Genomic DNA, 13,483 nt, shown 5'->3' with positions numbered 1-13,483 from the left:
CGGAGGACCGCCGTGATCCAATGCCCGGTCTGCTTGAACAACGACCAGATAAGAAAAGTGTCGTCGATTGTAGGGTCAGGAAGCACGACGGGGTACACCACCGGGTGGGTGGGGGACAGCTCCTATTCTGTGAGGCATTTCTCTCAGAACAGTCTTGCTTCCCAGCTTTCTTACGAGCACCCCTGGGATCCCCCCGGATGCCTCATATTCATAGGGGCCATCTACGCCCTCGCAGCTTTCGGACCGGATTTCATCCGATTCTTGACAGGGGTACCCGTCGTTCTTGTTGTATGCATATTTATTATGGCCAAAGAGTGGGAAAGAGGCATCTTGAAGAGCCTCTTTAGCCTCAAAGGATGGATCTCCAGCATTCTCTCCGGCCTTGCCATCATGTTCCTTTTCGCGGGATCCTTCTACGGCGTCACCACCTTCTTGGCAGGAGCCTCTCTCGTAGCTTTTGTAGTGCTAAGAAAAAACTATTTGCATAAGAACAGGGAGAAGCACGCTCGGGAGCTGGAAAACTGGCACCAGCTCTACTACTGTTTCCGCGACGACGTCGTCTTCCATCCCGGTACGGGACGTTACGGGCCTCCGGAAACAGCGCAGCTTCTCACTCAGGAAGAGTGATCACCCCAACGCGGTACCAGACCAGCGGGGTTCGCTGCGGCCTTCGCCTTCCGCAGCAGCCACCCACGCTCGAGAAAAGGAGCACAGCCGCAGGCCCCTCGCTCCCCTGGTCGCGCCGGGCGAAGAACGGACCCATCGCACAGCCTGAGGGCCTACTCCCCCACGACGAACCGAGTGGGTTCGGTGAGCGCAGTCCGTGCCCCTGCAACGTCGGCGAGCCGGGCGGCCAGCGTGCGTTCGGCGAGGTGGCGAGGGAGCGCTGCGGTGAATTTCAGCCCGTGCAGGGCTTTGTCGTCGACTTCGGGCAGCACGATGCGCTCGGCGGCAGCCGTGCGGATGGCCCGCCACCGGGTCCGGTCCACGTCCCCGCTCAACCGCAGGTGGGTGTCGCGGACCTGCTGGCCCGGGTCAACAATCCCGCTGAGGGTGGCGCGCAGGGTGAGGTTGGCGCGCGTGCCCGCCCACGTCCACCAGCGCAGTTCCCCGTTGCTGCGGGTGATGACGGTGCCGTCGGGGTGCACGTGGTCGGCGTGCCGGTCTCGGGCGTGCGTTAAAGCGTCGACGGCACGTCGGGTCAGTTTCACGGGTGGATCCGTGCCGAGAAGCACGTCGCGCACGGCCCGCGCTAGTTCGAACGACCAGCCGAGCACAGTCCCAGAGTCCCAGCGGGCTCGTCCTTCCCCGCTGTCTGCGGGTTCCACGTAGCAGCGGCGCCGTTTCCAGTCGACTCCGGTCACAGCCCAGCTGCGGCCGGCGAGCAGGAGCAGCCGCGGCCCTTCCCCGGGTTCGGCTGCGGACAGCAGCGCCGGGTTGGTGCGGCCGATTTCGGTGCGGCCGTGCAGCACGGTGAATTCGGGCGGGGCCGTAAACACGCTGGTGAGTTCCGCGAAGTGCCGGTGCCCGAAGCGGCGTTCCGCTTCGGGGCCGACGATGAGCATGCCGTTGTCGCTGGTGAGGAATCCTTCGCGGAGCAGGTGGGCGAGGATCGGCTCCCCTTCAGTGAAGGGTGCGAGCCCGTTCCACCATTCCGTCCACAGCCGTTCTCCGACTTTGGGTTCTTGGAGGCTGAGGGCGAGGAGTTGTTGGGCGACGATGTGCCGGGGTTCGGGGGTGGGGTGCACGGGTTCCACCCAATGCTGTCCCCACAGGTGGAGGAGCCCGGCCGCGCCGAGCAAGCCCATGTCGTTGAGGGCGAGGAACAGGCAGTTGCGGGTGGTGTCGGGGCGGCGCCCGGTGCGGCCGATGCGTTGCAGGAAGGATGCGACGGTGGCGGGCGCGTTGATTTGGATGACCCGGTCGAGGTCGCCGACGTCGATGCCGAGTTCGAGGGTGCTGGTGGCGACGATGACGCAGTCGCGGGCTTCCGCGAAGGCTTGTTCGGCGCGGCGGCGTTCGTCGACGGACAGGGAGGCGTGGGAGAGGAACACGGTGACGCCTTTGGCGCGGAGGGCCGCGCCGATGCGTTCGACGAGTTGCCGCGAGTCGCAGAAGACGAGGCGTTTTTCGCCGCGGTGGAGGGCGGCGATGACAGTGGCGGCGTTCTCGGGGGAGCCCACGTAGTCGAGTTCGACTTCGCCGGGTGGTGGCCCGTTTTTCGCTGCGGCTGGGCTGACCCGGGGCACACCGGGGGCGATGACGCGGCCGGGGCGGTTGCCCGCGTTGCTGCCTTGCAGCCAGGTGAGGAGGTCGTGCGGGTTGCCGACGGTGGCGGAGAGGCCGACGCGTTGCAGGGGCCGTTGGGACAGCCGGGTGAGGCGTTCGAGGACGGCGAGCAGGTGCCAGCCGCGGTCGTCGGAGGCGAATGCGTGGACTTCGTCGACGATGACGGCGCGGACGTTGCCGAGGAGGGCGCGGTGGTCGACGGTGGTGCTCACCAGCATGGCTTCGATGGATTCGGGGGTGGTGAGCAGCACGTCGGGCGGGGTGCGGAGGATGCGCTGCCGGGCCGCGGCGGTGACGTCGCCGTGCCAGAGGGCGGCGGTGCGGCCGAGCCAGCCGGTGTAGCCCTGGAGGCGGGGCAGCAGGTTGTTGAGGAGGGCTTTGAGCGGGCACACGTAGAGCACGGAGACGCGGTCCCACTGCTGGTTGGCCATGGCGGTGAGCAGGGGGAACACAGCGGCTTCGGTTTTGCCGCCCGCGGTGGGGGCGAGCAGGACCGCGTCGTCGCCGTTGATGAGGGGGGCGAGGGCTTCCCGCTGGAGGGGGCGCAGCGTGGGCCAGCCGAGGGTGTTGGCGACGTGGTAGGCGAGGGTGGGGTGGAGCAGGTCGAAGCTGGTGGGGGCGGTCACAGGCTGAGTTCTACCTCATCGGCGGATGCGGCGCGCGGGGTCCAGGTGTTGCGTTCGGTTTCGGTGAGGTCGCTGGCGCGCACGGTCAGCTGGTAGTGGATGCGCGGGTCGAAGTCGGGGATGTCGTTGACCCGGTCGATGACGTCGACGAGTTTGCGGAGGAAGAGGCGGGGGGCTACTCCGACACGGCCGCCGAGTTCTCCGGCGACGGCTTGGGCGAGGTCGCGGATGTAGGTGTTGTCGACGCGGGCGCGGATCCGGTCGGGGGCTTCGGCTCCGTTGGCGTACAGGTCGCGGACGGTGGTGCCGAGCTGGTGGAGCCGGTCGAGGTCGAAGCTGGGGAGGCGGATTTGGACGGCCCGCAGGTTGTCGTGGCGCGGGTCGGGCATGAAGTCGGTGGCGAGCCGTTGGGCGAGGGGGGCGAGGCGTTGCACGCCTTGCGGCCCGTCGTAGAAGGCGGGGGTGCCGGTGATGACGAGGTAGAGGCCGGGGAAGCGGCCGGCGGTGATTTCGTCGATGAGTTGGCGGAGCGCGTTGAGGGCTTTGTCGCGGGTGTCGGAGCGGGCGCGTTGCAGGGTTTCGAGTTCGTCGAGGACGATGAGGAGCCCAGGGTGGCCGCAGTCGCGGAGCAGGGTGAGGAGGCCTTGGAGGGCAGCGAGGGCCCCGGAGTGGTCGAGGTCGCCTTTGATTCCGGCGTAGCGTTTCGCGGCGGCGGCCACGTTGGGTTGTCCGCCGAGCCAGGCGACGAGCGCGTCTGCGATGGCGTGCTGCCCTTCGGCTTGGGCGCGGTGGTAGCCGCGGAGGGCAAGGGCCACGGCGGGGCTGCTGCGGGCGACTCCGGCGAGGCGTTGTTCGAGGAGTTCCGCGACGGCTTGGGTGAGGGCGTGTTCGTCGCCGCTGGGCACAGTGCCGTGGTCGAGGACGTCTTCTTCGAGGGTGTAGACCCAGTTGTCGACGATTTCTCGGAGGGCGCTGGGCGGCTGGGTGGCGGTGGCGAGGCGTTCGGTGAGCCGCCGGTAGACGGTTTCGAGCCGGTGCAGCGGGGTTTCGGTTTCGGAGATTTGGATTTCGGTGACGGCGAAGCCGGCGCGTTTGGCGCGTTCGGCGAGCCAGCGGGAGAAGAAGGTTTTTCCGGAACCGTATTCGCCGCGGACGGCTTTGAAGCTTGCGCTGCCCGCGCCTACGGCGGCGAGTTCCTCGTCGAGCACGGTTTCGTACCGGTCGAGTCCGACGGCGAACAGGTCGAGGCCGTTTTGGGGCACGGTTCCGCGGCGGAGCGCGTCGAGGACTTCGCGGCGGCGGGCGGCGCTGACGGTTTTCACCTAGGAGGCACCTTCCGGGAATTGTTCTTTAAGCAGCGGGATGTTGAGTTCCACGGCTCGGTCGGCGTCGGTGAGGACGAGCACCGGGAACATTTCCACGTTGAGGACTTTGGCCACCATTTTCAGGAATCGTGCCGCGCGGAAGGGTTCTTTCCCAGCGGCTTCAGCGACGCGTTCGACGGGCAGGCGGGGCCGGTCGCCTCCGACTTCGGCGAGTGTGTCGATGACGGCCGCGATTTCTTCCTTGGGCGGACTCTTGGGGATTTGCTGGTGGACGTCGGCGAACACGGCCGTGTCGACGATCCGCTGGCCGAGGCTGCGCACGACTTCGGCGCGGCTGATGAGCGCGTTGTCGTCGTCGACGGCGGGGGCGCGTGTAGCCCGTCTCGGGGTGGGTGTGGTGTCGTCGGGAAGGCGGGTGGCGATGGACTGGTTCCACCAGGCGGGTTCGTGCTGGGTGGGCCGCAGGGTTTCCCACCTGTCGGGGAGGAGTTCTTTGTCGGGGAGGAACACGAGCACGGGGATGACCATTTCGGCGGTGGAGATGCCGCCGTGGTATCCGGCCCGGCGGGAGGTGTAGCGGATGCGTTCGTCCCAGGGGACGACGATGCTGCCGCCTCCGGCGAGCACTCGGTCGCCGGTGACGAGGATTTCCCCGTCGTGGGGGGTGCCGGTGCGGTAGCGGGCGGCTTCCCCGTCACTGGTTTTGCGGTTTTCGTCGCGGTCCCACACGTGGCCGTGGTCGGAGACGAGGATGACGGGCCGGTGGGCGCGGTGCGCGGTGTCGAGGAGGGTGCGGAGTTTCCCGATGCGGTGGACCCGCCAGGTCGCGGTGTCGCTTTCCCGGCCGGTGGCGAGGGAGTCGTCGACGATGTTGAGGACGACGGCGACGACCTGTTCGGTGTCGTCGATGGCCGCCTCGACGTCGGCGGGCAGCCGGTCCCCGGGGCCGGTGGCGAGTTCCCGCTGGTAGAAGAGGGCGCTGGGGCGGGCTCCGGCGGCGGCTTTCCGCCAGAAGGCGGCGAATCCGGCGCGTTCGTCGCTCTGCCCGCCGGTGGTGAGGGTGCCGCACAGCAGGGAGGCCCGCGAGCAGGTGGTGATGGACGGCAGGGTGGCGAGTGCTCCTTCCCGTCCCCGGTCGCTGCGGGCGACTTCGATGAATTGTCCGCTGGCGGCGATGTCTTCCCCGAGTTGCACGGCGACTTCGGCGCTCATCCCGTCGAGCAGGATGATGAGCGGGGCTTGCTGTTTCGCGACGGGGACAGCGATCCGTTTGAGGAGGTTTTCGGCGAGGAGCAGTTCGTCGGTGTGCGAGGACACTTCGGTCCACGCGGCGACACGGCGGGCGAATGCTTCGTCGATGCGGGCGCGCCGTTCCCGGACGCGCGTGTAGAGCCGCTGGTAGGCCTCGCTGAGCGCCGGGTTGTCGGTGGCGGAGGTGTATAGGGCGCTGGCGGCACGGTCCACCCACGCGGTGACGGCCATGTGGGAGGCGACCCCGTCGGCGACGGTGGTGGGGGGTGCTGGGTCGGTGGCGAGCCAGCGGAGCAGGCGGACCGCGTTGAGCGCGCCCACGAATTCGGGGGCGGTGGGGTCGCAGCGCCGGTGGTCGCGGACTCGGGTGAATGCTTCTTCGACGTGCCCCAGGTCGCGGGGTTGCGGATCGTCTTTGCCGGGGTGGAGGAGTTCGCTGATGTGTTCGCCGAGCGTGGCGAGCCGGGCGTGGAGTCCGCTGGCGAGGAGTTGGCTGTTGTTGGCGACCGCGTCCGCGCCGACGGCGGCGAGGATTTCTTCGGCCCGCCTGCTGGCGCTGATGGCGGTGTCGTGTTCCGCACCGTCCATGAGGCGGAGCAGCGCGGCTTCGCAGTTGTCTGCGAATCGGCGCAGTTCGTCGAGGCTGGGCGGGGGTGCGCCGAGGAAGCGTTCTTCGATGCGGATGCGTGTCTCGGTCACACCGGGCAGGCTGCTGTTGGCGGGGTCGAGGAGTTCGCGGAAGACGAGTCCGAGCGGCAGCGTGTCGGAGATCTGCTGCCGGTCGAGGAGGCGGAAGACGACGGTGGCGACCGCGCCGATGTGCTGTTCAAGGGCGTGGCGGAGCCCGACGCGTTCTTCTTCGGGCAGGGACGTGTATTGGGTGATGCGGGCAGGGTCGCGGGTCCAGTCGAGGAGTGCGGCCGCGTCAAGCCGGTCAGCGTCCTCGTAGCCGAAGCGGGCCGCAGCGACCCGGTGGAGGGCGTCGTCGAGTTTGAGGATGGTGCTGCTTTTCCGCCACTCGGTTCCGAGGCTGATGTCGTAGAGGGCGTTGGCGAGCCACGCCCATTCCCGGGAGTAGAGGCGCGGGTCGAGGTGGCGCAGGTCGAGCTGGTCGAGGACTAGTTCCCAGTTGTTGACGGTGAAGACTTCTTGCCCGACGAGCCGGGAGAGCAGGGTGTTGCCGAGTTCTTGGGTGGTGCATGGGGTGAGGAGCACCAGGTATTCGGCGTCTCGGGGCCGGCTGAGTTCGGCGAGCAGCGCCAGCACGGTGGGTGCGGGGACGACGCGGGCGTTCACGTGGCGCCCGTCGTGGTCCACGGTGATTTCGTCGGGTCCCGCCCATTGGGGGGCGGCACGCAGGGCGACCGCGCGGGCGTGGGCCGCGGCGGGGTCGCGTTCTGCGCGCCGCTGCTGGCGTTTGAGGGCGCGCCGGAGCGCGCCGCGGACCGCGTCAACGGTGACGGGCGGAACGGTTGTCGTGGCAGTGGTCATCGGCGCACCACCCGCACGATGATCTCAAGTTCGGTGTCTTCAGGGATGTTGAGCCTGCTGCGCAGGTTAGCGACGGCCGCGGCCGGGTCCTCGCCGGGTGACACCCGGATGGTGGTTTCGGCGTTGGTGTAGGAAGGCGGCGGAGGAGGCGTGACCGGTCTGGGGCCAGAGAAGTCGTCCTTCTTTTCACCGCCGGGAGTGGAGGGGTCAACGCTTTTTTCGATAAGCGCGATCGCCTCGCCGGTGATCTGGTCGAGCGCGGTGGCGAGCTTCTTTTGCTGCTCGTTGTGGCGCGCTACTGTTCTGAGCTCTTGCAGTAGTCTCCTAGCCTCCGGGGCGTGCTCGCCTGCGCCTTTGGCGATTTTCTCCAGGGTGCGAAGGAACTTCCAGTGCGCGCCGTCGAGTGCTGCCGCCACGTTGGCAGCGGTTTCCATGCTGACCTTGTAGACAGCAGCGTCTCCGGGCAGGTCGGCGCGGGCGAGTGCGGTGATCAGCGTGCTGTCTTCGGTTTGGCCGCGGATCTGTCCTAGCAGGTCGTAGGTGATGTTCGCGGTGCGCAGCCGCGGGGCTTCTTCGTCAAGTTCGAGCATCTCGGTGTGCCGCTGGAGCTGGCTCAGCAGACTCTCGGTAGCGGCAAACCAGTCAACGCTTTTTTCTTTGAGCTGTTCAGCAAGCCGCTGCACGGCCCGCGCGTTGCGGACAGGCTGGGGTTCCAGGCCGAACAGCAGTTTGGCCCGCTGGTTGGCGATCGCGAAGTCCTCTTCCGAGGGCAAGGGCTGGCGGCGCAGCACAATGTCGCCTTCCAGGCTGCCGATCGCGACCTGGGTGTAGCGTCTGCCCGCACGGATCCATGCCCGGTCGGATTGGATCGCGTAGACGAGGACGAGCAGGTCGACGATGTCGTCGGGGAGTCCTTTGCCGTCGCCGCGTTCGCGGATCCACTTCTTCAGGTCGCGGACTTTGATGTCGGTGATGTCGGCGTATTCGGTGCGCGCCGCGTCGTCGAGCGCGGTCAGCCACGTATCGCGGAGCACGAATACTTCGCTGACTGTGGCGAGGTTCAGCGGTTGCGCGACGCGCCGCAGCGCCTGGATCTCGTTTTTGTTTTCCGGCTCGTAGCGCTGCAACCTGTCGGCTTTGGCTTTCTCCACAGCGTGGAGGACCGCGTTGAGGTCGCTGCGGCGCACTTCCCGCCGGGCCCCGCTGGTCGCAGTGAAGTCGGGGTGTTCGGGGTAGAGGTGGTCGAGGAGTTTCCCGGCGAGGCGTTGGAGGGCGTCGCGGAGCTGGCTACCCGCTTCGATGGCGATGTCCACGTTGGGCAGGAACGCTTCAACGTGTTGGGTGACCCGTTCGCCGACTTCGGTGTCGTCGGGTTCGGTGGCCCCGTAGAGGCTGCGCAGCAGGCCGCGGAGCCGTTCCCGAAGCTGGGTGGCCTGGTTGTCGATCTGGTTGTAGGCCTCGCGGCGGTCGTCGGAGCTCCAGTCGGGCGCTTTTTCTTCAATAACGCCGTCTTGGAGCAGGTATTCCATCATGAGGAGCCGTCGCGCGTCCTGTTGCCGGCTTTCGGAGAGGAAGTGCGGCAGCCAGACGAGGGTGGCGGGCGGGTTGTCGAATTCTTCGCGGAGCACCTGGACGCGCTGCCGGTCTTCGGCCGGGCTGTGGGTGCCTTCGTCGAAGGGGTAGTCGATGACGATCCGGATCGCCGCGGGGTCTTCCGGTTCGAACCGCTGACGCATGAGGGAGTCTTCGGACCTGACGTTGCCGAAGTCGAGTTCCACGGTGCGCAGGGTGCCGCGCCACAGGATGTGGGTGCGGGTGGCGTCCGGTTCGAGGCCCAGTTCTTCCCACAGGAGGCGTTTGAACAGCCGCCGCATGGCCTGGTCGCTGGCGGCGTGGTAGCTGCTGCGCATGAGGGATTCGGTGTCGACGCGCAGCAGGTTGAGGCTGATGGTGGGGTTGTCGCCGGGGCCGACGCGGACTTCACCGAATTGGGCGCTGAGTTCCCGGAAGAACGCGGCGGTCCGCGCGATGTCTTGTCCGGTGCGTCGCGCGGGGATGATGCCGTGGTTGAGGGCGATCATCCGGCTGACGGTGATTTCTTTGAGCGCGGGCACGTTGGGCACGAGGGCCGCCAGCAGCATGGTTTTGACCAGCAGGTCTTCGGCGCGGAACGGGTTGCGCACGTCGAGGTTGGCTGCGGTTTCTTCGGTGAGTTTGTGGCGGCTGAGCAGCCAGGGCCGCACCTTGTCGCGGTAGAAGTTGCGGATTTTCTCGTATTCGACGCTGAGCCGGTCGTGGAAGGGTTTGTCTTCCCCCGCAACGAGCACGTCGAGGATGGCGCCGAGCGGCACGAGCTGGCCGACGGGCAGGGTGGTGCGGTGGTCGATGAGCAGCTGCTGCATGAGTTTGAGGGCGCTGCGCTGGCGTTGCAGGGCCGCGGACAGGTCGACCATGACGTGCAGCAGTGCCGGGCTGAACGGGTAGAGGGCGCGGAAGTCGTCCCAGGTGTCGGCTTCCCCGCCGGACGAGTCGAGGAGGGTGTCGCGCACTTCGGGGCGGGTGTTGACCATGCGCTCGAAGGCGGCGCTGATTTCCGCGGCAGCCTCAGAGTTCTTGGGGCGCAGCAGCCGGTGCCGTACGACTTCGCTGAGGTTGCTGTCGTCGAGTTTGATGTGGCCGAAGCGGCCGTCCCAGTATTTGAGGGTGTCGAACAGGCCGCCGGTGGCGCCGGTGACGTTGGTGCCGACGAGGTCGCGCAGGTCACGCTGGCGGGGCACGAAGCTGATGATGGGGGCGGGCCGGTAGGACTCGGAGGATTCCACCAGCTTGGACATTTTCTGCGCTTCGGCGTTGATGCGTGCCTCGTCGCCGCCGAGGAATCGGGTGAAGCGCAGGATCAGCTCGTCAAGCAGGAGGACGACAGCGTCGTAGCCGAGTTCTTCTTTAGCGTGGCGGCTGATGAGGGACAGGCCTTCGTCGAGGGTGACGAAGGCTTCGCCTTTGCCGTGGACGACGTCGGCGTAGCGTTTGAAGTGGCTGCCGAGGAGGGCGCTGATCAGGTTGTTGCGGAGCCGGGCCTGTTCAGGGTCGGTGGTTCCGGCGGGAACGTTGAAGGCTTCGTCGAGTTTTTCAGAAGTCCACGAGTGAGCAGCCCAGGGCGTGTTGCCCCATCCACTGGATGCCGTGGCTCCTCTAGGGTTCGGCAGGTCTGCGATGAATTTTTCGTCGCCGAGTCGGGCGCGGAGTTCCCGTGCGTCGGCGAGCAGTCCGTCGGCCCGGTAGACGGGTGGGACGGAGGCATCTGGGTGGAGGCGGCGCACGGTGCGCACGTATCCGCCGAGGATGGCGGCTTCGATGGATTCGGCGTCGACGAGGTGGCTGGCGACGAGCAGGAATTTCTTGCCTGCCAGCCAGTCGTCGTGTTTGGCGAGGATGTCGGGCATCCGCGGCAGGCCGCGGGCGACAGGGTCGTGGCGGAGGATGGCGTGGAGGACCGCCATGAAGTGGCTTTTACCGGAGCCGAAGGACCCGTTGAGGTAGGTGGCGCGGGACTGGCCTTTGGCGAGCGCACCTTTGATGGTGGTGAGGGCTTCGTCGAAGTTGCGGGCGAGCTGTGGGGTGACGACGTAGTCGCGGATCGCTTGGGCTTGTTTCTCCTCGTCGACCCCCCCGGTCCCTTCGGAGACCTTGAAGACGAGGTCGCCGTCGTGGATCGCTTCGGGGATTTCGATGAGGTCGCCGATGAACCGCTTGCCGCTGGCGGCAGGGTGGGATGTCGTCATCGCCGTATGAAACCCTTCTCGCATTTCAGGGGATGTATGCCGCAGGTGACCGGTGGGAGCCGCCGACCCCGTTCAGCACTTCTCTCAAGGGTACGACTGTCACTGGTGGCGGTGTCCGCGGTCTGTCGTGGCCGTGTCAACAAGTCCGAAAGCGGAAACGCACCCCAGTTTATGTGTTAACGACGATTTCATCAATAGCTCTGTTGGCGGTGCTCCGGTCACGAGGTTCCGGCAAACACTGGTACCTGCAAGAGACACGGACCCAGCGGCTTCTGGGCAATTCGGAAGTTGCCCCCAGGGACCAGAGACGCAATAGCTGCGAGCTCTGTCCCGGTGGGAGCCCGCGAGTATCCCACTATGTGAACAGTCGTCTCCCAGACCATCCGTTCCTGCGTGGACTGTCATCTAGACCCTAGAGCGGAAACACCATCTTTTCCGGTGCTTTATGCCTTTTCAAAAGCCCATCTGCCGTTTCCAGATGAGTCCAAGGACGTTCAGCCCTCGAAAACAGTCCGGACGGGGCGCCCTGTCTGCCAGATCGGGGCCGTGAACAGCAGCGGCGTCGAGGGCTAGCGCCTAACTCCAGCCCTCGACGCCGCATTCAATGGACGTTACTTCTTCTTCGCTTACGGCTGCGGGTGGTGGTTTTAGGTCGCCATGCTTGCATGTCGCTGTCGGTGATGTCGGTGCGGTCTTTGAGCTCGGCGAGGTCTTCATCCAGGTAGTCAGCAGGGCTTTGCCCGTACTCATCCGGGGTGGTGTGCTACTGGTGCACCCAGGGGCGCAGTTCAGCCAGCCCGACCAGCAGCGGAGTCATTTTGTCCCGATCGTCGCCCAGCCGTGTTCGTCAAGCCGTTGAACGCAAGATCAGGGTCGACATGTGCCAGGCCTGAACAGACACGCTGATGTTGTCGGTGACCATGGCTCTCTCGCGTTATCCATATTGGTGAAGTCTGTCAATGATTCAGAGAGCAGCTGCTCGAGAGCACTTCGAGACTCTCACCACGTCCCGCGGCTCCTGAGCGACGTCTGGCAACACCAGCCTCCTAGCCACACCGGGAGCTAGATATACCCGGACCTCTCGATGTGGTTCAGAGGGCTGCTGCTAAGCCCAGATTCCGCCTTTCAGTGACGCTCTTCTTGCGCCATACGGAGGAACGCCACCCACTCAGCGGAAGAGAAGCACAACACACCAGCCTCAGGGTGCTTAGAGTCACGGACAGCAATAGCACCAGGGAGCTCAGCGGCCTCAACACAATCCGCATTAATTCCACTGTAGCTGCTTTTACGCCACCTCAATTTCTTGTCTGTTGCGCCCATGCACTAGACCTTTGAACATCCTGTGTGACGCGGTCAAACATTCCCACAAAGAGAGATTCTTTCCTTATTTCACAACAGCCACAGGTGAAACTCAAACCTCTCTATATTACTTCAAAGAGCTAGAAACTTATCCATCCCAGAGAGCTAGATGTAGGTTTCCCCGATTCGTTTACAATGAATCTTTCGACTCCAAAGAAAAACCTCGATATCACAGCTCTTACTAACCGGATGCCTGAGGTTTCAGCACAGGAAGCCTTTGTAGGCGTGGCCTGCGGCAGACCACTGGAAAGGCAGCTAACGGCTATCCGACGAACAGGGCTGTGATCGGGGCGTCTCCATGCCCTCCTCCACCCTGTTCACCAGGTGTTCTAGAGGTGCTTGCTCCGGGCTGCCTGCAGGAACGCGACCCATTCAGCTGTGGGGAAAGCCAGCACTGCGGCGTCCGGGTTCTTGGAGTCGCGGACAGCAGTGGCACCGGGGAGGTCAGCGACCTCGACGCAGTTGTAGTCCCGGCCGCTGTAGCTGCTCTTACGCCACTCGAGCGTCTTACCTGCGGTGTTCATTCCTCCAGCTCCTTTGCGATCTGTGCAATGAGGTTGATGGAATCAACGTGGGTGAGAGCTACTTCGTTCAAGCGCTCTACTTCTTTTCTAAAGAACTTGATTTCTTCCTCGTCTTCCAGGAAGAGAGCACAGATTTTATGTTCCAGGAGCACTACGGATTTCTGTTCGGGCAGGTCGAGAAGCATGAAGGAGCCATCCAAGCCGTTGTGTGCTCCTAAAGAGAATGGAAGAGCGCGAAGAGTCACGTTGGGACGTTCGGCTGTCTCCACGAGGTGGCGCAACTGCCGCGCCATCAGTTTGGGAGGGAGTACAGGACGTCGGAGGGCACTCTCATCAAGGAAAGCCTGAAAGGCAGGGCCTGGTTCCCGGCTCAGAATCGCCTGTCTGCTTAGCCGAGCAGCAACACGAACCTCGATATCTTGCTCCGGTACTCCGCATGCCTTCATAAGGGCGCGGGTGTACTCGGGGAGCTGGAGCAGGCCTGGTATGAGCAGCGGCTCGACGCTCTGGATCTGGATTGCGTCTCGTTCCAGACGTATGAGGGTTCTGGTTTTCTGGAGAGGCCGCCATCAAGCCCGGATTTCTCCCAGTGCCCGGGCTTATCTACCTTTCCCGCCTTGTTCACCAGGTAGTCCCGTCTCTGCCCGGTGATCCCGTAGATCGCTAACAGGGAAGCCACATCCTCCCGTTTCGTCCCTTGTTTCCCTGTTTCGATCTTGGAGAGCTTGGAGGCGGGCCAGTCGAGCCGCCGGGCGACCTCCCGCATGGACAGTCCGCGTTCTTCTCGGATCTCACGCAACTCGCTTCCGAGGTCGCGGCCTGCCACGGTGGGCCGC

Annotated in this window: 9 protein-coding genes; 1 reads left to right on the top strand and 8 read right to left on the bottom strand. The window is 65.2% G+C overall.

The features are described 5' to 3' along the window. Positions 1–33 precede the first annotated feature (33 nt). The gene (locus TFU_RS03555; RefSeq protein ID WP_152436222.1) at positions 34–627 is read left to right on the top strand and encodes a hypothetical protein; all 594 of its coding nucleotides are present in this window, start codon (positions 34–36) and stop codon (positions 625–627) included. A 152-nt stretch (positions 628–779) separates the two neighbouring features. Here the strand turns inward: TFU_RS03555 and TFU_RS03550 are convergent, their stop codons facing one another. From TFU_RS03550 to TFU_RS16265, 8 genes are all read right to left on the bottom strand, one after another. Next, positions 780–2,915, bottom strand: coding sequence for a DEAD/DEAH box helicase (locus tag TFU_RS03550; RefSeq protein WP_011291159.1), 2,136 nt, complete (start codon positions 2,913–2,915; stop codon positions 780–782). Continuing rightward, on the bottom strand, positions 2,912–4,237 hold the full coding sequence (brxD, locus tag TFU_RS03545) for a BREX system ATP-binding protein BrxD (protein WP_011291158.1): 1,326 nt from the start codon (positions 4,235–4,237) through the stop codon (positions 2,912–2,914). Before brxD ends, TFU_RS03550 begins: the two co-directional genes overlap by 4 nt. Then, positions 4,238–6,982, bottom strand: coding sequence for a BREX-2 system phosphatase PglZ (gene pglZ, locus TFU_RS03540; protein ID WP_011291157.1), 2,745 nt, complete (start codon positions 6,980–6,982; stop codon positions 4,238–4,240). Continuing rightward, positions 6,979–10,764, bottom strand: a complete 3,786-nt coding sequence (locus tag TFU_RS03535; protein WP_011291156.1) for a hypothetical protein — start codon at positions 10,762–10,764, stop codon at positions 6,979–6,981. Before TFU_RS03535 ends, pglZ begins: the two co-directional genes overlap by 4 nt. A gap of 1,125 nt (positions 10,765–11,889) precedes the next feature. After that, on the bottom strand, positions 11,890–12,084 hold the full coding sequence (locus TFU_RS15735; RefSeq protein WP_081430391.1) for a DUF397 domain-containing protein: 195 nt from the start codon (positions 12,082–12,084) through the stop codon (positions 11,890–11,892). A gap of 368 nt (positions 12,085–12,452) precedes the next feature. Next, entirely contained in the window at positions 12,453–12,647 is a 195-nt protein-coding gene (locus tag TFU_RS03530) for a DUF397 domain-containing protein (protein WP_011291155.1), read from the bottom strand. Beyond that, the gene (locus TFU_RS16270; protein ID WP_370492647.1) at positions 12,644–13,135 is read right to left on the bottom strand and encodes a DUF5753 domain-containing protein; all 492 of its coding nucleotides are present in this window, start codon (positions 13,133–13,135) and stop codon (positions 12,644–12,646) included. Before TFU_RS16270 ends, TFU_RS03530 begins: the two co-directional genes overlap by 4 nt. After that, positions 13,090–13,413 carry a helix-turn-helix domain-containing protein gene (locus TFU_RS16265; RefSeq protein WP_370492646.1) on the bottom strand — a complete coding sequence of 108 codons (324 nt, stop codon included), beginning with the start codon at positions 13,411–13,413 and terminating at the stop codon, positions 13,090–13,092. The genes TFU_RS16270 and TFU_RS16265 overlap by 46 nt, the downstream gene beginning before the upstream one ends. Between the last annotated feature and the right edge of the window lie 70 nt (positions 13,414–13,483).

The sequence above is a fragment of the Thermobifida fusca YX genome (genome assembly GCF_000012405.1).
Classification (GTDB): Bacteria; Actinomycetota; Actinomycetes; order Streptosporangiales; family Streptosporangiaceae; genus Thermobifida; species Thermobifida fusca.
The sequence above is the reverse complement of the archived record's forward strand: the minus strand, read 5'-3'. Positions and strand labels throughout refer to the sequence as shown.

Bases quoted from the DNA above. Each gene is read 5' to 3' on its own strand.
- TFU_RS03530 (WP_011291155.1), bottom strand. From the start codon at position 12,647: ATGAACACCGCAGGTAAGACGCTCGAGTGGCGTAAGAGCAGCTACAGC.
- TFU_RS15735 (WP_081430391.1), bottom strand. From the start codon at position 12,084: ATGGGCGCAACAGACAAGAAATTGAGGTGGCGTAAAAGCAGCTACAGT.
- TFU_RS03535 (WP_011291156.1), bottom strand. From the start codon at position 10,764: ATGACGACATCCCACCCTGCCGCCAGCGGCAAGCGGTTCATCGGCGAC.
- TFU_RS16265 (WP_370492646.1), bottom strand. From the start codon at position 13,413: ATGCGGGAGGTCGCCCGGCGGCTCGACTGGCCCGCCTCCAAGCTCTCC.
- pglZ (WP_011291157.1), bottom strand. From the start codon at position 6,982: ATGACCACTGCCACGACAACCGTTCCGCCCGTCACCGTTGACGCGGTC.